This is a genomic window from Paenibacillus polymyxa (assembly GCF_001719045.1).
GTDB lineage: Bacteria > Bacillota > Bacilli > Paenibacillales > Paenibacillaceae > Paenibacillus > Paenibacillus polymyxa_B.
In genome coordinates this window covers 2116356-2136446 of sequence record NZ_CP015423.1, presented here as the reverse complement: position 1 = coordinate 2136446, position 20091 = coordinate 2116356, and the positions used below count along the sequence as shown (strand labels likewise).

Sequence of the window (20091 nt, the reverse complement as noted above, 5' to 3'; positions counted from 1 at the left end):
GAATGAACAATCGGGTAGGAGTTGTCATTGTGGCAGCAGGGCGCGGCTCCCGTATGGGGACGCAGGAGAGCAAGCAATTTCTGCTTTTGCGGGACAAGCCCATCTTCATACATACACTTGAAATATTCGCAGCTATGCCCGAAGTGGATGAAATGGTGATGGTGACTGGGACAGGAGATGTGGAACGCTGCCGAGATTGGATTCATCAATACAAAATCGGTAAAAATGTACGGGTGGTGGCTGGTGGCAATGAACGCCAGCATTCGGTTTATCGCGGTCTGCGCCACTTACAAGCGGATTGGGTGATGGTGCATGATGGTGTGCGTCCACTCATTCAACCTGAGCTTGTACGTTCATGCCTTGAGGCAGCCCAGCGTACTGGTGCTTCTGTAGCGGCAGTACCTGTAAAGGATACAGTCAAGCAAGTGAACGGGGATGGTATCATTACAGCAACGCCGGATCGCCGAAGTCTGTGGAGTATTCAAACGCCACAGACTTTTCGTCTTTCCGATCTGCTGCGAGCCTATGAGGAAGCGGAGCAGTCGGGATTCTTGGGAACAGATGATTCTATGCTGATAGAGCGGCTAGGAATTCCGGTTACTGTCGTTCAAGGCAGCTACAAGAACATCAAAATTACTACGCCTGAGGATTTGGATATGGCGGCGTTATGGGTAAAAACAGAGGGAGAGGATATCAAATGATCAGAGTGGGACAAGGATTTGACGTCCACCAGCTGGTGGAAGGAAGGCCATGCATCATCGGAGGTGTGAATATTCCGTATGAAAAAGGTTTGTTGGGCCATTCCGATGCAGACGTGCTGCTGCATGCCATTAGTGATGCTATCCTAGGCGCGCTTGGCTTGGGAGACATCGGGAAGCATTTTCCGGATAATGACCCAGAATTTAAGGATGCCGACAGTCTTAAGCTACTGGAGCATGTGTGGGGGCTAGCTAAAGAGCGAGGATATCGCTTGGGGAATATCGATTCTACGATTATCGCACAAAAGCCCAAAATGGCATCGTATATTCCGCAGATGAATGAAGTCATCGCACGGGCGCTGGAAGCAGAGGAGCTATCCCAGGTGAACGTCAAGGCGACCACGACAGAGCAACTCGGGTTTCCCGGACGGGGTGAAGGAATCGCGGCTCAATCGGTTGTCTGTCTTATCAAGTAAATGCTATCATCTTGAGTAATTCAATTTGGAGGAGATTATATGAGCACGGAAGTTCGTGTACGCTATGCACCAAGCCCTACAGGGCATCTGCACATTGGAAATGCCAGAACGGCATTATTTAATTATTTGTTTGCTCGCAATCAAGGTGGAAAATTTATTATTCGTATTGAAGACACAGATGTGAAGCGCAATATTGAGGGCGGAGAAGAAAGCCAACTTAAATATTTGAAATGGTTGGGTATGGACTGGGATGAGAGCGTAGACGTGGGAGGCGAGTTTGGACCTTATCGTCAGACGGAACGCTTGGACATATATAAAACGTACTGGCAGGATTTGCTGGATCGTGGTTTGGCTTATCGCTGTTACTGCACTGAAGAAGAGCTGGAGCGCGAGCGTGAAGAACAGACGGAACGTGGGGAGACACCACGCTATTCTGGAAAACATCGTGATCTAACAGAAGAACAGTGCCAGGCATTCGAAGCAGAGGGCCGTGTACCAAGTATTCGTTTTCGCGTACCGGAAGATCGTGAATATACGTTTGATGATATCGTTAAAGGTCAAATTACGTTTAATTCCAAGGAAAGCGGCGATTTTGTTATCGTCAAAAAGGATGGTATTCCGACATATAACTTCGCTGTAGCGGTTGACGATTATTTGATGAAAATATCGCATGTACTACGGGGCGAAGACCATGTTTCCAATACACCGCGGCAGTTGATGATCTTTGAAGCTCTCGGCTGGGAACCGCCACGCTTCGGTCATATGACGCTGATTGTAGGCGAGGATCACAAAAAGCTCAGTAAGCGTAACGAATCCATTATTCAGTTCATGGAGCAGTATGACAAGTTGGGCTATTTGCCAGAAGCTATATTCAACTTCATTGCACTACTGGGCTGGTCCCCGGAAGGCGAAGAAGAGATCTATGATCGGGAACAACTGATTTCGATTTTCGATCCTAATCGTTTGTCCAAAAGTCCAGCTGTGTTTGATACCAATAAGCTTGCTTACCTGAATAATCACTATATTAAAAAGGCTGATCCTGAGCGAATTGCCAGCATGGCGATTCCACATCTCCAGGCAGCGGGGCTGTTGCCGACTGAACTGTCTTCGGAACAACTGGATTGGGCTAAGGCCCTTGTTCGTTTATACCAGGAACAGATGACTTCTGCATCCGATATTGTAGCGTTGTCTGAGTTGTTTTTCCGTTCACATCTGGAACTGGATGCTGAAGCAGCAGCTGTATTGGCCGAAGAGCAGGTTCCTGAGGTACTTAGAGCTTTTGCAGGTAAAGTTGAAACGAGCGAGGAATTTACAGCTCCACAAATGGCTAAGCTGATCAAGGAAGTTCAAAAGGAAACGGGTTTTAAGGGAAAACAACTATTCATGCCGATTCGTGTGGCTCTCACAGGCCAAACGCATGGACGGGATTTGAACGAAACCATCTTTTTGCTCGGACGTGACAAGGTACTGGATCGTCTCAAGGCACAAATTAAAGGCTGATATTTCTTGTCAATTTGTTGTCTTTTCGCTATAATGACTCCATTGATACGGATTGATATTTACGTGTAAAGGCTGCGAACAGGAGAAGTACACTGCATATGGGCATCTGCCAGAGAGGACGGTCGAGGGGAAACCCCAGGCTGAGAGCCGTCCAGATGACCTGCGGAGGAAATGCGCCTGGGAGCCGTGCGCCCGAACTTTCATTAGCGTCAAATGCTGATGTGACAAGGGCGTGCCGAGTCGTTCCCGTTACAGGACGCCAAAGACGGACTGTCTGCTTTTTATGCAGCAGATATGTTCGAAGCAGAGTGGGACCACGTTCATGCGTCTCTGCAGCTTAGGCTGCGGAGGCGCTTTTTCTTTTTTTATCAGACTCAGACTCGTTATAGATTGAAAAATGTCGAAGAGTGCTGGTGGATGCGAAAATTGGCGGAACGTGAAGTGTAGTGATGATGCGGCAAGGATATGAAGGGAATAGGAGGGCGACATGTTCAGACATTTCAAATCCGACATTCAGACTGTTTTGGATAATGATCCGGCCGCCCGGAGTAAGCTGGAGGTCATTTTTACGTATTCCGGCGTTCATGCCCTTTGGGCACATCGAATCGCACATTGGTTTTATTTGCGAAACTGGTGTACTCTAGCCCGTGTTATATCCCAGGTATCAAGGTTTATGACAGGCATTGAAATTCATCCTGGCGCTCGTATCGGAGATCGGCTGTTCATTGATCATGGCATGGGAGTTGTCATCGGTGAAACCTGTGAGATTGGCGACGATGTCATATTGTATCAGGGGGTCACACTCGGTGGGACTGGGAAAGAGAAAGGGAAGCGCCATCCGACCATTGGGAATAATGTTGTTATCGGCTCCGGTGCAAAGATATTAGGTTCTTTCACGATTGGGGCACAATCCAACATTGGCTCTAACTCGGTTGTGCTCAAAGAAGTTCCACCAAACAGTACGGTGGTGGGCATCCCGGGGCGAGTTGTCAGACAGGATGGTAGGCGTCCAGACCGACTTAGTCATCAATTGCCTGATCCGGTTGTGGACTCTATGCGAGAACTTCAACGGGAAATAGAACGTTTGCGTGCAGAAATGTCTGATTTGAAGGATGGGGCATCTGCTCAGAAACATCAGGTGACCCAAGAGAATAAATTAGAAAAATGATTTTCATGAGGGAGGAACATAACAATGCCGCTTCAAATTTATAATACAATGACGAGGAGTCGGGAGCCTTTTGTGCCACTGGAGCCTGGGAAGGTTAAAATGTATGTATGCGGACCTACCGTGTATGATTACATTCATATTGGCAATGCACGACCTGTAATTGTATTTGACGTGGTGCGCAGCTACCTGGAGTACTTGGGCTATGATGTAAACTATGTGGTGAATTTTACGGATGTCGATGATAAATTAATCCGCAAAGCTCGGGAACTTGATATGGAGGTTTCGGCAGTTGCTGAGAAATTTATTGCTGCCTACCATGAGGATCTGGCAGGATTGAATGTTCCTGCTGCCAGTATGAACCCTCGTGTAACAGAGAGCATGGACCTGATTATTGATTTTATTAAGGAATTGGTAGACAAGGACTATGCCTATGAGAATGATGGCGATGTGTTCTATCGAACCAAAAAGTTCAAAGATTACGGACAACTGTCAGGTCAAAATCTGGAAGAGCTTCAGTTCGGTATTCGCATCAATGTGGATGAGCGCAAGGAAAATGCTGAGGACTTTGTACTCTGGAAGGCAGCGAAACCGGGCGAAATTTATTGGTCGAGCCCTTGGGGAGATGGGCGACCAGGCTGGCATATCGAATGCTCTGCTATGGCTCGCCATTATTTGGGGGATACACTGGATATTCATGGGGGCGGACAGGATCTGCAATTTCCGCATCATGAATGTGAATGCGCACAATCCGAAGTGATCACGGGTAAGCCATTATCTCGCTACTGGATGCATAACGGCTATATTCGCATAGATAATGAAAAAATGTCGAAATCACTCGGTAATGGTATTTTGGTTAAAGATTTGCGCGCTCATCACAAGCCGGAGGCTTTACGTTATTTTATGTTGTCGACGCATTACCGGAATCCGTTGAACTACAACCAAGAGACTATGAGTCAGGCAGAGAACAGCGTCGAGCGGATCGCCAATGCAGTTGCCAATGTGAAGCATCGTTTAGCTAATGCGCTGGAAGGTAATGGGGGAGTATCGACGGAACTGCAAACGAAGCTCGACGGAATTTTGCAGCAGTTTGGCGAAAAAATGAATGATGATTTCAATACACCTGATGCGATTACTGCTGTATTTGATTGGGTTAGCGAAGCAAACCATTTGTTGCAGCGAGATGTCGTACATCAGGCGGAACTACAAGCTGTATTGCATACCTTTCAATCGATGAATAACGTTCTTCGCATTTATTCGGAACCGAGTGAAGAGTTGCTGGATGACGAAATTGAGCAGTTAATTGCAGAACGTGTCGAAGCTCGTAAGACCAAAAACTGGGGTAGAGCTGACGAAATTCGCGATCTGTTGGCTGCAAAAGGCATTGTGCTTGAAGATACAGCGCAGGGTATGCGGTGGCGGCGAAAATGAGTGATAAGCCACTGAACTCAGGAGCATCGGCAGGTACGGGGAACTGGTTCCCGTACCCTGCGTCCAAGCCAGCTCGTTTGATGCCTCCCATTGCACTAGCTTATATTGGTGATGCAGTGTATGAGGTAGCTGTCCGGCAATATTTGTTGGCACAGCCCAACCTGCGTCCAAATCATCTGCACCGCCGAGCCACAGGGCTAGTCTCTGCCAAGGCGCAGAGTCGTATGTTGGGGCTATTGGAAAAGGTACTGACGGAAGAAGAACGCGATATTGTCCGACAAGGAAGAAATGCTAAATCAGGAAGTTTGCCTAAAAATGCTGATGTGCTTGAGTATCGTCATGCCACTGCACTGGAAGGGTTAATTGGATCTCTTTATTGTGATGGACATTTGGACAGATTAAGAGAGTTGATTACGTACGGAATTGCACAGATGGAAAATACAGAAAAATCATAAATGGGAACGGACTGGATGGAACAAGCATCGGCCGTGTCCCGGGAGGAAGCTAGAGATGGAAGAAGAATGGATTGCCGGTAAGCATTCGGTAACGGAGGCATTGCGTTCAGGCAGAACGATAAATAAAATATGGATTGCGGATAATGCACAAAAACATTTGACGCTGCCGATTACAGCTGAGGCCAAAAAAGCAGGAATTATTGTCTTGCAGGTGGACAAGCGTAAGCTGGATCAAATGGTTCCGGGCATTCAGCATCAGGGAGTGGTCGCGCAAGCTGCGCCCTTTGCCTATGTTGAAGTGGAAGAATTGCTCGCCACTGCTCGTGATAAGGGAGAAGAGCCGTTTTTAATTTTGCTGGATGAGATTGAAGATCCTCATAATTTGGGCTCCATCCTTCGTACAGCGGACTGTACTGGAGCACATGGTGTTATTGTGCCGAAAAGGCGCTCTGCAGCTGTAACTGTAACAGTGTCCAAAACATCGGCAGGTGCTGTGGAGTACGTCCCGGTGGCGCGTGTAAACAATCTGGGACAAACCATTGATCGTCTTAAAGAAGAAGGTGTATGGGTAGTTGGCACGGATGTTACAGCGACAGATCCTGTCTTTGGGAATGGAGTATTCACGGGGCCAGTAGCTATTGTCATTGGTAACGAAAATAAAGGAATGGGCCGTTTGATCCGTGAAAAATGCGATGTACTCGTCAAGCTGCCAATGGCGGGGCAAATTAATTCCCTTAATGCTTCTGTAGCTGCGGGTGTTGTCATGTACGAAGTATTGCGCGGACGACAGGCACGGGGCTAACGATATGGCTGACACGCGGGATGTTCTGCTTGTGGACGGTTACAACATGATTGGAGCCTGGCCCGAACTTTCCGCACTGGTACAATCTGGTATGCAGGAAGCGAGGGACAGACTTCTTGAACGACTGGCGGATCATCAGGCGTATTCCGGCAGAAGAGTCATCGTCGTATTTGATGCTTACAGGGTGCCAGGATTAGGTAAAACTTTTGCTCAGAGCAAAGTCCAGATTTATTTTACCAGAGAAAAAGAAACTGCTGATGAGTGCATCGAGCGATTGGTTCGGGAGCTGAGCAGTAAAAGAAGAAGTATTTACGTAGCGACAAGCGATCAGGTAGAGCAACATGTCGCATTTGGACAAGGTGCACTCAGGGTGTCGGCGCGGGAATTACTGATCGAGATTGAGGAGTCCGAAAGGGAAGTGCAGAAGCGAATCCAGCAGGATAGTGCCAAATTGTCCCGTAACTCGCTAGATGCCAAACTGAGTCCGGAGCTTCGAAAGTTGTTTGAACGATGGAGAAGAGAATAAACCAATAATTGGGGACTCCTCCATTTTGAAACCATTGACAATTTTGTTAGCGCTCTTCTTTTTTAGGTTGTTGTGGTTGACGGTATCAGGTTACATCGCGTATACTTGTCGTATATTTGAGAGAGTAACGGGTACCTTGCGTTGCAGCCGGAGGGATTGTTAGTGAGTGTGGACCTCAAGGATATCATGTTGTCAAAGTTTGATTACAAAAATGATGAAGACATTGTCGGAGCAGTCCATGAAGGTGATGGGGAAGCGCTGGAGTTTCTGATTAACAAATACCGGAACTTTGTACGGGCCAAGGCCAGATCCTACTTCTTGATTGGTGCTGATCGCGAGGATATTATTCAGGAGGGCATGATTGGTCTCTACAAATCCATTCGTGATTTTAAGGGAGACAAGCTTGCTTCGTTCAAGGCTTTCGCCGAGTTGTGCATTACACGACAGATTATTACGGCAATTAAGACGGCTACACGACAAAAGCACATTCCTCTGAACTCTTACGTATCTCTGGACAAACCCATCTATGATGAAGAGTCAGACCGCACGTTGCTCGATGTGATTTGCGGAACACAAGTAAGTGACCCTGAAGAGCTGATAATCAATCAGGAAGAGTTTGTGGGCCTTGAGGACAAGATGTCCGAGATTCTGAGCGAGCTGGAACGCAAGGTACTTATGTTGTATCTGGACGGACGTTCGTATCAGGAGATTGCAGAGGATCTTGACCGCCATGTGAAATCCATTGATAACGCGCTGCAACGGGTCAAGCGTAAACTTGAAAAGTATCTGGAAGTAAGAGATAGTTGAAAGTAGAGGCTGACAGGGAAAAGGCTCGAGTCCGAGTCTTTTTTTATTCGTTATAGGTAGGCTATGCAGGTTTATAAGTGTTACAAATGATTTATACTAAAAAAGATGAATAATAGATATCGCCTTGATTTTTGAAGCAGCTTTTCAGAGAACAGTTTTAAAGGATGCACAGATGTTAAAATGCACCACAGCCGGGACTACGAATTGTATGCAAACATTCGTTGACATGGAAAACCCCGTGTGATAAAGTGTTTTAGGTAGGCCTAAATTCGCGGTTTTTTTTAGGATCAATTATGAGACTTCCGGTGTTGGATGTCTTCGGGAGGTGCACATCATGCGGGTAATTATTACTTTGGCTTGTACAACATGCAAACAAAGAAATTACACAACGACGAAAAACAAGCGTAATCACCCCGACCGCATGGAGATGAAGAAATTCTGTAAGTCCTGTAACGAACAGACTTCTCATCGGGAAACCAGATAGTTTTTGGAGGTGTAGTCGGCGTGAAACGCAGTTTCAAGTCTCTGTTTTCCTTTTTCTCTGAAAGCTGGGCTGAACTCAAGAAGGTTCGCTGGCCCAATCGTAAAGAACTGACCAACTATACGTTGATTGTCATAGGGACAATTGCGTTCGTCACGATTTATTTTTGGGTTCTCGATATCGGCATTTCCGCTGTGATCGAAGCGATTATCTAGGAAGGGTTCCAGGTGGCTTGATATGGAAAAAAGATGGTACGTCGTTCATACCTATTCAGGGTATGAGAACAAAGTCAAAGCCAATTTGGAAAAACGCGTTGAGTCCATGGGCATGGAAGACAAGATATTCCGTGTTCTTGTTCCTATGGAAGAAGAACTGGTAACCAAGGACGGTAAGAAAAAAACCGTTATGCGTAAAGTCTACCCTGGTTATGTCTTAGTCGAAATGGTCCAAACCGACGACTCTTGGTATGTTGTACGCAATACACCAGGTGTTACGGGATTTGTAGGGTCGACAGGCTCGGGTTCCAAACCGACGCCATTGCTTCCAGAAGAAGTTGAACAGATTCTGAAGCATATGGGCATGGTAGAGCCGAAACCGAAGATTGAATTCGATGTTAAGGAATCCGTGCGAATTAAAGTTGGTCCTTTTGCGAATTTTGTGGGCTCCGTGGAAGAAATTTTGGTTGAGAAGAGCAAGCTTAAGGTTCACGTCAACATGTTTGGACGGGAAACCCCGCTTGAGTTGGATTATACTCAAGTGGAGAAAATATAGATTTTTCTTACAGGTTTCTTGTGGGAGGATCGATAGGTCCGTCTACCACTATTGAGTCAAGGAGGTGTCATCCATGGCAAAAAAGGTAATTAAAATGGTAAAACTGCAGATTCCTGCAGGGAAAGCTAATCCAGCGCCTCCAGTAGGTCCAGCTTTGGGTCAAGCAGGTGTCAACATCATGGCATTCTGTAAAGAGTTCAATGCTCGTACTGCTGATCAAGCAGGCCTGATTATTCCGGTTGAAATTTCGGTATTTGAGGATCGTTCTTTTACGTTCATCACCAAAACTCCACCGGCTGCTGTTCTGTTGAAAGTTGCTGCTAAAATCGAAAAAGGTTCCGGTGAACCGAATAAAACGAAAGTTGCAACTGTAAATCGCGCTGCTGTTCGTCAAATTGCAGAGCAAAAAATGCCTGACCTTAACGCAGCTTCCGTAGAATCGGCAATGCGTATGGTTGAAGGTACTGCTCGCAGCATGGGTATCACCATCGTAGATTAATTTTATTAATCTTCGTGTGCCGGCAGTTTGACTGTCCGGCAAGTGTGGGAGGAATATCCGCTAATACCACATAAGGAGGAAAACATTATGGCTAAACATGGTAAGAAGTACCTGGAAGCTGCTAAGCTGATTGACAGCGAAGCAACTTACGAGCCTTTAGAAGCCGTTGAACTGGTGAAAAAGGCTGCGACTGCTAAATTCGACGAAACCGTTGAAGCAGCAGTTCGTCTGGGCGTAGATTCCCGTAAACAAGACCAGGCTGTTCGTGGTGTTGTTGTCCTGCCGCATGGTACGGGTAAAACACAACGCGTTCTGGTATTTGCAAAAGGTGACAAAGTGAAAGAAGCGGAAGCGGCTGGCGCTGATTTTGTTGGCGATCAAGATATGATCAACAAAATCCAACAAGGCTGGTTCGAATTCGACGTCTGCGTTGCGACACCTGATATGATGAGTGAGGTTGGTAAACTGGGTCGTTTGCTCGGTGGTAAAGGTTTGATGCCTAACCCTAAAGCAGGCACAGTTACTTTCGACGTTGCCAAGGCTGTTCAAGAAATTAAAGCCGGTAAAATCGAATACCGTCTCGACAAAGCCGGTCAAATTCACGCGCCAATCGGCAAAGCTTCCTTCAGTGCTGAACAGCTGAACGAGAATCTTAAAGCCTTGGTTGAAGCCTTGAACCGTGCGAAGCCAGCGGCTGCTAAAGGTGTATACCTGAAAAACATCGCTATTTCTTCGACTATGGGACCAAGTGCACGTGTGAACGCATCTGTTTACAGATAATATTTTGATTGACATGTTCAATCAAATTTGTTATTCTATAAAAGTTGTGAGTCCTTGTGACTGACCATTAAAGTTGAATATGCTTACCGTAGACAGTAGGTGCCTTTGGGCTTAATTTCCTACCGAGGTGTTATGATAGAACGTTTCATGTGACGGGCTTGTCCCGTCCATGTAGATTTATCAAGCCTTCGTACTCTACGGAGGCTTTTTTCATGCTTATGAAAGCAAGCTTTGTAAGATCACCAGAGTGGGTGCTTCGAACAAAGCGGATAAATTGATCAGGAGGTGTACAGTTTGGCAAATGCAAAGGTGATTCAAGCAAAACAAGAAGCTGTTGAAGTTGTAGCTGCAAAATTGCGCGAGAGCGTAACGACTGTGGTTGCAGACTATCGCGGTCTGAATGTTGCCCAAGTAACTGAGCTGCGTAAGCAGCTTCGCGAAGCCGGAATCGAATTTCAAGTGCTGAAAAACACACTGCTCCGCCGTGCAACTGCGGCAGCAGAATTGACTGAACTGGACGCAGTATTGACAGGTCCTACTGCAATCGCGTTCGGCAAAGATGATGCAGTGTCTGCAGCTAAAATCTTGAACGATTTCGCTAAGAAGAACAATGCACTGGAACTGAAAGGTGCAGTTGTAGAAGGTCGCGTTATCGGTGTTGAGGAAATCAAAGCACTGGCAGAACTGCCATCCCGCGAAGGTCTCCTTTCCATGCTCCTCAGCGTGCTTCAAGCTCCTGTGCGCAACTTCGCGCTTGCAGTTAAAGCTGTTGCAGAAAAAGAAGAGCAAAGCGCATAAGTTAGGGATTAAACCTGCTGTATAGCAGTTGAGAACAAAAAAATACGAATTTAAATGGAGGTTCAACCATGAGTAAAGAGCAAATCTTGGAAGCAATTAAAGGTATGTCCGTATTGGAACTGAACGATCTCGTGAAAGCAATCGAAGAAGAATTCGGCGTAACTGCAGCAGCTCCAGTAGCTGTAGCAGGTGGCGCAGCAGGTGGCGCAGCTGAAGCTGAGCAATCCGAGTTCGACGTAATCTTGACAAGCGCTGGCGCTTCCAAAATCAACGTTATCAAAGCAGTTCGCGAAATCACAGGTCTTGGCCTGAAAGAAGCAAAAGAACTGGTTGACAACGCTCCAAAACCACTGAAAGAAAAAATCGCTAAAGAAGAAGCTGAATCCATTAAAGCAAAATTGGAAGAAGCAGGCGCTTCTGTAGAAGTAAAATAATTGACTGCTTTCTAGCAGACAATGGACTAAAACAAACCCCTTGAGGTGATCTTCAAGGGGTTTGTTGCTGTAAAACGGTAGTACCAGCATGTCTGAAAGGTTATTGTAAAGGCTATGATGGTAGTACAACCGAAAGAGGTGGGCATGAATGGCTGATCATTATTACTCCAAGCGGCCAGAGACGGCGCATGAACGACGGAGCCTGGAAACAGTGCTGCGGGGGCGGTCATACCGTTTTGCCAGCGATTCAGGCGTTTTTTCGAAGCAGGGAATTGATTACGGGAGTCGTGTGCTGATTGAAGCGATGCAGCTTCCTGCACAAGCCTCGGTATTGGATGTAGGATGCGGTTACGGCCCGATTGGTCTGGCGGCAGCCGCGCTTGTCCCAGAGGGACACGTCACAATGGTTGATATTAATGAGCGAGCCGTTCAACTTGCGATAGAGAATGCGGAACGTAATGGGGTTAAGAATGTCACCATTAAGCAAAGCGATTTGTTTGCGGAAGTGAAGGATGAACGCTTTGACGTGATCTTGACGAATCCTCCTATACGTGCAGGAAAAGAAACAGTGCATACCATTTTTGAGCTTGCTTATGAGCATTTAAACGAAGGTGGAGCTTTGTGGGTAGTCATTCAGAAAAAGCAGGGGGCCCCTTCGGCGAGTGCTAAGATAGAGAGCCTTTTCGGTCATGTAGAAGAAGTTACAAAGGATAAAGGTTATCGAATTTTGAAAGCTGAAAAAAGTTTTTAAGAAAATGCAATAGGACCATTGACTTGAATCCTGGTCTGTGATATTATTATAAAATGTCAGTATTAGGATGCCCTCCATGGCTTTAGTTTGTTGAAATGTCAATAGATTTATGCGTAGTAGGTATAGTATTTATCTCTATTACGTATAATACAACCATTTTGGGCAAATCTACAAGTGATGAAGATCTTCCGGTAAGAGGATTCTGCTGATACGGTGCTCTTTTTTCGAATGCATTCGAGTAAGGGCTTTTCTGTATTTGTAAGATTGAATCTTCTGTATGTGTCTTATTATAAGGTCACAAACAGAGGTTCGCAATGTATTTTTAAAGTGAGTAGACATGAGGGGTGAGTTTAAGTTGGCAGGACATCTTGTTCAATATGGTCGACGCACTCGGCGCAGTTATGCACGTATTAATGAGGTACTCGAGGTTCCGAACCTGATTGAGATCCAACAAAAATCCTATGATTGGTTTTTGGAGGAAGGATTAAGGGAAATGTTTCGGGATATTTCTCCAATTCAGGATTTCACTGGAAATCTGATTCTGGAGTTTATCGACTATTCTCTCGGAGAACCCAAATATACCGTTGACGACGCAAAGGAACGCGACGTTACGTATGCAGCACCGCTTCGGGTAAAAGTCCGGCTTATTAATAAAGAAACCGGGGAAGTGAAAGAGCAGGAAGTATTCATGGGAGACTTCCCGCTGATGACTGAAACGGGTACGTTTATTATTAACGGTGCGGAACGGGTTATTGTCAGCCAGTTGGTTCGCTCTCCCAGCGTCTATTTCAGCACAAAAGTCGACAAGAATGCGAAAACAACATACACCGCAACGGTAATTCCTAACCGGGGGGCTTGGCTCGAACTGGAGATGGATGCGAAGGATATTATCTATGTCCGGATTGACCGTACCCGTAAAATTCCGGTTACGGTGTTGCTGCGTGCGCTGGGCTTTGGCACTGATGCTGAGATTCTGGATTTGCTCGGCAATGACGAATATATCCGCAACACACTTGATAAAGACAACACGGATTCCACCGAGAAAGCGCTGATTGAAATTTATGAGCGTCTTCGTCCAGGTGAGCCGCCTACACTGGATAACGCAAAGAGCTTGCTAGTTGCTCGCTTCTTTGATCCTAAACGTTATGATCTGGCCAACGTAGGCCGTTACAAAATCAATAAAAAGCTTCACATTAAAAACCGTTTGTTCAATCAACGACTTGCTGAGACTTTGATTGATACAACAACTGGTGAAATCATCGCTGAAGCCGGTCAAATGGTAGATCGCCGCCTGTTGGACGAGATTTTGGCCCAACTGGAGGAATCAGTAGGACATCGTACGTATCATGTTGCGAGTGGTGTGCTAGAAAGCAATGATATTCCACTTCAAACAATCGATGTGTTCTCACCAATTGAGGATGGTAAAGTAGTAAAACTGATTGCTAACGGAAATATTGATAAATCGGTTAAGAATATTACGCCTGCCGATATTATTTCCTCCATCAGTTATTTTATTAACTTGCTTCACGGAATCGGAAGTACGGACGATATTGACCATTTGGGTAACCGTCGTTTGCGTTCTGTAGGTGAGTTGCTCCAAAACCAGTTCCGTATCGGTTTATCCCGTATGGAACGCGTAGTGCGCGAAAGAATGTCGATTCAGGATGCTAATGTAATTACGCCACAGGCATTGATTAACATACGTCCAGTAATTGCTTCGATTAAAGAGTTCTTTGGTAGCTCGCAGCTGTCTCAGTTTATGGATCAGACGAACCCGCTTGCTGAATTAACGCACAAACGTCGTCTGTCCGCACTCGGACCCGGCGGTTTGACGCGCGAACGCGCGGGCATGGAAGTGCGTGACGTCCATCCGAGTCACTACGGCCGTATGTGTCCTATCGAGACACCAGAGGGACCAAACATTGGTTTGATCAACTCTTTGTCCACTTTTGCACGCATTAACGAGTATGGGTTTATCGAAGCTCCTTATCGTTGGGTAGATCCAAAAACCGGAAAAGTTACAGACCAGATTGATTACCTGACTGCTGATGAAGAAGATAACTACATCGTAGCTCAGGCGAATGCGGAATTGACGGAGGAAAACACCTTTAAGGATGAGGTTGTCATTGTCCGTTATAACAAACAGTCTGATAACATTATTCCGATGGCTAGTAGCCGTGTCGATTACATGGACGTATCGCCTAAACAGGTCGTATCGGTCGCGACTGCACTGATTCCGTTCTTGGAGAATGATGACTCTAACCGCGCATTGATGGGTTCCAACATGCAGCGTCAGGCTGTCCCGCTTCTGATTCCGAAGTCTCCATTGGTCGGAACAGGAATGGAGCACAAGTCTGCAAAAGATTCCGGTGTTTGCGTTGTATCCAAATACAACGGAGTTATCGAACGTTCTTCGGCTAACGAAATTTGGTTGCGTCGTATCGAAACTGTAGATGGCGCTGAAGTGAAGGGCGACATTGTTAAGTATAAATTACACAAATTTATGCGATCTAACCAAGGAACTTGCATCAACCAACGTCCGATTGTGAACAGAGGAGATATTGTCAAAGTTGGCGATATTCTTGCGGATGGTCCATCTACAGAGATGGGTGAGTTGGCGTTGGGACGTAACGTTGTCGTTGCCTTCATGACTTGGGAAGGTTACAACTACGAGGATGCGATCTTGCTGAGTGAGAAACTGGTTAAGGAAGATGTATACACCTCAATCCATATTGAGGAATACGAATCCGAGGCTCGTGACACGAAGCTTGGACCTGAAGAAATCACTCGCGACATTCCAAATGTCGGTGAAGAAGCGCTTCGCAACTTGGATGAGCGTGGTATCATACGTATTGGTGCTGAAATTGGCGCAGGTGACATTCTCGTTGGTAAAGTAACACCTAAAGGTGTGACTGAATTGACAGCTGAAGAACGTCTCTTACACGCAATCTTTGGTGAGAAGGCACGCGAGGTTCGCGATACTTCTTTGAGAGTTCCTCACGGAACAGACGGGATTGTTGTAGATGTAAAGGTATTTACACGTGAAAATGGCGATGAACTGCCACCAGGTGTAAATCAGTTGGTTCGTGTATATATTGCTCAAAAACGTAAAATCTCCGAAGGCGATAAAATGGCTGGACGTCACGGTAACAAGGGTGTCGTTGCTCGTATTTTGCCTGAAGAAGATATGCCGTTCCTGCCGGATGGCACACCGGTACAGGTCGTTCTGAACCCGTTGGGTGTACCTTCACGGATGAACATCGGACAGGTGCTTGAAGTCCATCTGGGTATGGCTGCAATGCGTCTTGGTATTCATGTGGCAACTCCAGTATTCGATGGTGCCAAGGAATATGACGTATTCGATACAATGGAAGAGGCAGGCATGCAGCGTAATGGTAAGACTGTGTTGTATGACGGACGTACGGGTGATCGTTTTGAACGTGAAGTTACTGTCGGTGTCATGCACATGATCAAACTGGCGCACATGGTCGATGATAAAATCCATGCTCGTTCTACAGGTCCTTACTCTCTTGTTACGCAACAACCATTGGGTGGTAAAGCTCAATTCGGTGGACAGCGCTTCGGGGAGATGGAAGTATGGGCATTGGAAGCCTACGGTGCAGCGTACACGCTTCAGGAAATTTTGACTGTGAAATCTGATGATGTGGTTGGACGTGTTAAAACTTACGAATCCATTGTCAAAGGTGAAAATGTACCTGAACCGGGTGTTCCAGAATCATTTAAGGTCTTGATCAAAGAGCTGCAAAGCTTGGGTATGGACGTGAAGATTCTGTCTGAAGACGAACAAGAGATCGAAATGAGAGAGCTTGATGATGAGGATGACACAACCGGCGATAAGCTGAGTTTGAATCTGGAAGGCTCTGAGGTTGGCGTAGAGTAGTTTGACTGCTGACTGACTCATATCAGCTTTGTTATATACCTTGATCCATTCTAGGATGGATCAGGTTTCTTGATACCGCCCGGTGCTGCTGGGCGGTATCAAACCTAAAAACTCAGGATTTGGTTAAGGAGGGTTGCTCCTTGTTGGACGTTAACAATTTCGAATATATGAAAATCGGGCTTGCTTCCCCCGAAAAGATTCGTTCTTGGTCCCGCGGAGAAGTCAAAAAACCGGAGACGATTAACTATCGTACGCTTAAACCGGAAAAAGAAGGACTATTTTGCGAGAAAATTTTCGGACCTACGAAAGACTGGGAATGTCATTGCGGTAAGTACAAACGTGTACGCTATAAAGGTGTTGTCTGTGACCGTTGTGGAGTAGAAGTTACTCGTGCTAAGGTTCGCCGTGAGCGTATGGGCCATATTGAGTTGGCTGCTCCTGTATCGCACATTTGGTACTTTAAAGGCATTCCAAGTCGTATGGGTCTTGCTCTTGATATGTCTCCAAGATCTCTGGAAGAGATCATTTACTTCGCATCTTATGTTGTAACCGATCCAGGAGATACGCCTTTGGAGAAAAAGCAACTCCTGTCCGAGAAAGAATACCGTAGCTACCGTGAGAAATACGGCTATGGCTTCCAGGCAGGTATGGGTGCTGAAGCGGTTAAAAAGCTTCTTCAAGATTTGGATATAGACAAAGAGTTAGAATTCTTGAAAGAAGAGCTGCGTACAGCTCAAGGACAACGTCGTAACCGTGCGATCAAACGCCTTGAAGTTATTGAGGCATTCCGTAACTCCGGCAACCAACCGGATTGGATGATCATGGACGTACTTCCTGTTATTCCTCCTGAGCTTCGTCCGATGGTACAGTTGGATGGTGGTCGTTTCGCTACCTCTGACCTTAACGACTTGTATCGTCGTGTTATTAACCGTAATAACCGTCTGAAACGGTTGTTAGATCTAGGTGCGCCAGATATTATCGTGCAAAATGAAAAACGGATGTTGCAGGAAGCTGTTGACGCCTTGATTGATAATGGTCGTCGTGGTCGTCCTGTTACAGGTCCAGGTAACCGTCCTTTGAAATCCCTCAGCCACATGCTGAAAGGTAAACAAGGACGTTTCCGTCAGAACTTGCTCGGAAAACGTGTTGACTACTCTGGTCGTTCCGTTATCGTTGTAGGCCCGTACTTGAAAATGTATCAATGCGGTTTGCCAAAAGAAATGGCACTGGAACTATTCAAACCTTTTGTTATGAAGGAACTGGTGAACAAAGGTTTGGCGCACAATATCAAGAGCGCGAAGCGTAAAGTAGAGCGTGTGAGTGCAGAAGTGTGGGATGTGCTGGAAGAAGTAATCAAGGAGCATCCAGTTCTTCTGAACCGTGCCCCTACGCTGCATAGACTCGGTATCCAGGCGTTCGAACCGATTTTGGTTGAAGGCCGTGCGATTCGTCTGCATCCGCTCGTATGTACTGCATATAATGCCGACTTTGACGGTGACCAAATGGCTGTTCACGTTCCATTGTCTGCGGAAGCCCAAGCTGAAGCTCGTTTGCTTATGCTAGCATCCGGCAACATTTTGAATCCGAAAGACGGTAAGCCAGTTGTTACACCTTCCCAGGATATGGTTCTTGGTTCTTTCTATCTGACTATGGATAACAAAGAAGAAGAAGGAAGCAATATGATCCTTCGCAACATGAATGAAGCTATATCGGCTTACCAACGTGGTACAGCTGGACTTCATGCTCGTGTAGCTATTCCGGTTAAAGCTTTGAATAAAACGAGCTTTACGGAAAAACAACAGGAAGCGATGTTGATCACAACGGTTGGTAAAATTATCTTTAATGAAATTTTCCCGGCAAGCTTCCCGTACATCAATGATGCTACCCGTGCGAACCTGCTTTATGGTACTGCGGAGGAGTTCTTTGTTTACGAAAAGGGTGTAAATCTTACAGAAGCCATTCAAAACGCTCCGCAAGCTAGCGGGGTAGGCAAGGATTACCTTGGTAATATCATTGCCCGTTGTTTTGAGACTTACCATACAACAGAAACAGCTGTAATTCTGGATAAAATCAAGCAGCTTGGCTTTACGTATTCCACTCGTGCAGGGGTAACCGTTGCTGTATCGGACGTAATCGTGCCGGTGGAAAAACAAGAGATTCTTAAGGGATCCGAAGACAAAGCGCAAGTTGTAACGAATCAGTACCGTCGTGGTCTGATTACGAATGAAGAACGCTATGACCGGATTATCGATATTTGGTCTAAAGCGAAAGATGATATTACCGAAGTATTGATGAAGTCCATGGATCGCTACAACTCCATCATGATGATGGTGGACTCCAAAGCGCGGGGTAACAAATCACAGATTACTCAGCTCGGCGGTATGCGTGGTCTGATGGCCAATCCATCCGGACGTATTATCGAACTCCCAATCAAATCAAACTTCCGTGAAGGTCTGACAGTACTCGAGTACTTTATCTCCACTCACGGAGCGCGTAAAGGTTTGGCGGATACAGCCCTTCGTACGGCTGACTCCGGTTACCTGACTCGTCGTCTCGTAGATGTGGCGCAGGATGTTATCGTGCGCGAAGAAGACTGCGGAACGGATAAAGGCTTCACAGTAAGTCGTATCCAGGACGGTAAAGAAGTAATTGAGGATCTCTATGACCGTCTGGAAGGTCGCTATTGCTTTGAAACTGTACGTCATCCTGAGACTGGCGAGATTTTGGCTAGACGTAACGAATTGATTGACTCCGACAAAGCTGAAGCGATTGTTAAAGCTGGCGTACACAAAGTTCAAATACGTTCTGTATTAAGTTGCCGGGCTAAACATGGCGTCTGCAAGAAATGTTACGGTCGCAATCTGGCTACTGGTAAACACGTTGAGATTGGTGAAGCAGTTGGTATCATCGCTGCACAATCCATCGGTGAGCCAGGAACACAGCTTACTATGCGTACGTTCCACACAGGCGGCGTAGCGGGTGACGATATTACACAAGGTTTGCCTCGTATCCAGGAGCTTTTTGAAGCACGTAATCCTAAAGGTCAGGCAACTATTAGTGAAATTGACGGTACAGTTAAAGAAGTTCGTGAAGGTAAAGACCGCCGTGAGATCGACATTCAGGGTGAAGCCGAAACGAAAACATACTCAGTAACGTATGGTTCCCGCCTGCGCGTAAGCGAAGGTATGACTGTTGAAGCTGGGGACGAACTGACGGATGGTTCGATTGATCCTAAAGAAATGCTACGTATTAAAGGTATTCGCGGGGTACAGAACTATATCCTTCAGGAAGTTCAACGCGTATACCGGAACCAGGGTGTAGAAATCAACGACAAGCACGTAGAAGTTATGATTCGTCAAATGTTGCGTAAAATCCGTATCATTGATGCGGGCGACACGATCTTACTTCCAGGCTCCTTTGTTGATGTCCATGAGTATGAAAATGCAAACAAGATAGCGATTCTCAGCGGCCAAGAACCAGCGGTAGCCAAGCCGGTACTGCTCGGTATTACCAAGGCATCTCTGGAAACTGACTCCTTCTTGTCAGCAGCATCCTTCCAGGAAACTACTCGTGTCCTGACTGATGCAGCTATTAAAGGCAAGGTCGATCAGTTGCTTGGACTGAAAGAGAACGTAATTATTGGTAAATTGATTCCTGCGGGAACAGGTATGAACCGTTACCGTAGCGTGAAATTTGCCCAACCGGAAGAGGGGCAGTCTCCATCTGAGGAGCTCGAACCAATTTCGGCCGAGTAATATAAAAATAGTATGATTGCCGGAACACCGTAGACATAAGCTTTGCATAAAAGCTACAGCA

At 46.2% G+C, this 20091-nt stretch carries 19 protein-coding genes and 1 other annotated feature; all 19 genes read left to right on the top strand.

Going from position 1 to position 20091, the window contains the following annotated elements:
• Positions 1-2 precede the first annotated feature (2 nt).
• The 19 genes from ispD (at position 3) to rpoC (ending at position 20030) form a co-directional block, all read left to right on the top strand.
• A complete protein-coding gene (ispD, locus tag AOU00_RS09655; protein ID WP_061831389.1) occupies positions 3-701 on the top strand; it encodes a 2-C-methyl-D-erythritol 4-phosphate cytidylyltransferase in 699 nt (232 codons plus the stop codon).
• Positions 698-1174, top strand: a complete 477-nt coding sequence (gene ispF / locus AOU00_RS09650; RefSeq protein ID WP_025723806.1) for a 2-C-methyl-D-erythritol 2,4-cyclodiphosphate synthase — start codon at positions 698-700, stop codon at positions 1172-1174. The genes ispD and ispF overlap by 4 nt, the downstream gene beginning before the upstream one ends.
• A gap of 39 nt (positions 1175-1213) precedes the next feature.
• Positions 1214-2674 (top strand): glutamate--tRNA ligase, encoded by a 1461-nt coding sequence (gltX, locus tag AOU00_RS09645; protein WP_069290485.1) that lies wholly within the window; start codon positions 1214-1216, stop codon positions 2672-2674.
• A gap of 487 nt (positions 2675-3161) precedes the next feature.
• Complete coding sequence (gene cysE, locus AOU00_RS09640; protein ID WP_069290484.1) at positions 3162-3842, top strand: serine O-acetyltransferase; 681 nt, start codon at positions 3162-3164, stop codon at positions 3840-3842.
• A 24-nt stretch (positions 3843-3866) separates the two neighbouring features.
• Positions 3867-5270 (top strand): cysteine--tRNA ligase, encoded by a 1404-nt coding sequence (gene cysS / locus AOU00_RS09635; protein WP_069290483.1) that lies wholly within the window; start codon positions 3867-3869, stop codon positions 5268-5270.
• Positions 5267-5725, top strand: a complete 459-nt coding sequence (locus tag AOU00_RS09630; RefSeq protein WP_069290482.1) for a Mini-ribonuclease 3 — start codon at positions 5267-5269, stop codon at positions 5723-5725. The genes cysS and AOU00_RS09630 overlap by 4 nt, the downstream gene beginning before the upstream one ends.
• 55 nt (positions 5726-5780) lie before the next feature.
• Positions 5781-6527 (top strand): 23S rRNA (guanosine(2251)-2'-O)-methyltransferase RlmB, encoded by a 747-nt coding sequence (rlmB, locus tag AOU00_RS09625; protein WP_013312173.1) that lies wholly within the window; start codon positions 5781-5783, stop codon positions 6525-6527.
• Positions 6528-6531: 4 nt separating this feature from the next.
• Entirely contained in the window at positions 6532-7053 is a 522-nt protein-coding gene (locus AOU00_RS09620) for an NYN domain-containing protein (RefSeq protein WP_007432599.1), read from the top strand.
• 162 nt (positions 7054-7215) lie between these two features.
• Positions 7216-7860 carry an RNA polymerase sporulation sigma factor SigH gene (gene sigH, locus AOU00_RS09615; RefSeq protein ID WP_016324748.1) on the top strand — a complete coding sequence of 215 codons (645 nt, stop codon included), beginning with the start codon at positions 7216-7218 and terminating at the stop codon, positions 7858-7860.
• A gap of 334 nt (positions 7861-8194) precedes the next feature.
• Positions 8195-8344, top strand: coding sequence for a 50S ribosomal protein L33 (gene rpmG / locus AOU00_RS25755; RefSeq protein WP_023990562.1), 150 nt, complete (start codon positions 8195-8197; stop codon positions 8342-8344).
• Positions 8345-8364: 20 nt separating this feature from the next.
• The gene (gene secE / locus AOU00_RS09610) at positions 8365-8556 is read left to right on the top strand and encodes a preprotein translocase subunit SecE (RefSeq protein WP_013312170.1); all 192 of its coding nucleotides are present in this window, start codon (positions 8365-8367) and stop codon (positions 8554-8556) included.
• Between the two features lie 22 nt (positions 8557-8578).
• Complete coding sequence (gene nusG, locus AOU00_RS09605) at positions 8579-9112, top strand: transcription termination/antitermination protein NusG (RefSeq protein WP_007432596.1); 534 nt, start codon at positions 8579-8581, stop codon at positions 9110-9112.
• A gap of 73 nt (positions 9113-9185) precedes the next feature.
• A complete protein-coding gene (gene rplK / locus AOU00_RS09600) occupies positions 9186-9611 on the top strand; it encodes a 50S ribosomal protein L11 (RefSeq protein WP_007432595.1) in 426 nt (141 codons plus the stop codon).
• Positions 9612-9698: 87 nt separating this feature from the next.
• Complete coding sequence (gene rplA / locus AOU00_RS09595; RefSeq protein WP_013312169.1) at positions 9699-10391, top strand: 50S ribosomal protein L1; 693 nt, start codon at positions 9699-9701, stop codon at positions 10389-10391.
• Positions 10392-10459: 68 nt separating this feature from the next.
• Positions 10460-10611: a sequence feature (ribosomal protein L10 leader region), on the top strand.
• 74 nt (positions 10612-10685) lie between these two features.
• Positions 10686-11189: a 50S ribosomal protein L10 gene (gene rplJ, locus AOU00_RS09590; protein ID WP_013312168.1), complete on the top strand. Its 504-nt coding sequence runs from the start codon at positions 10686-10688 to the stop codon at positions 11187-11189.
• Between the two features lie 68 nt (positions 11190-11257).
• Positions 11258-11623, top strand: a complete 366-nt coding sequence (gene rplL, locus AOU00_RS09585) for a 50S ribosomal protein L7/L12 (RefSeq protein ID WP_010348819.1) — start codon at positions 11258-11260, stop codon at positions 11621-11623.
• A 148-nt stretch (positions 11624-11771) separates the two neighbouring features.
• Positions 11772-12374: a class I SAM-dependent methyltransferase gene (locus tag AOU00_RS09580; RefSeq protein WP_061831395.1), complete on the top strand. Its 603-nt coding sequence runs from the start codon at positions 11772-11774 to the stop codon at positions 12372-12374.
• Between the two features lie 355 nt (positions 12375-12729).
• On the top strand, positions 12730-16275 hold the full coding sequence (gene rpoB, locus AOU00_RS09575; RefSeq protein ID WP_061831396.1) for a DNA-directed RNA polymerase subunit beta: 3546 nt from the start codon (positions 12730-12732) through the stop codon (positions 16273-16275).
• Between the two features lie 140 nt (positions 16276-16415).
• On the top strand, positions 16416-20030 hold the full coding sequence (gene rpoC, locus AOU00_RS09570; RefSeq protein ID WP_029514492.1) for a DNA-directed RNA polymerase subunit beta': 3615 nt from the start codon (positions 16416-16418) through the stop codon (positions 20028-20030).
• Positions 20031-20091 lie beyond the last annotated feature (61 nt).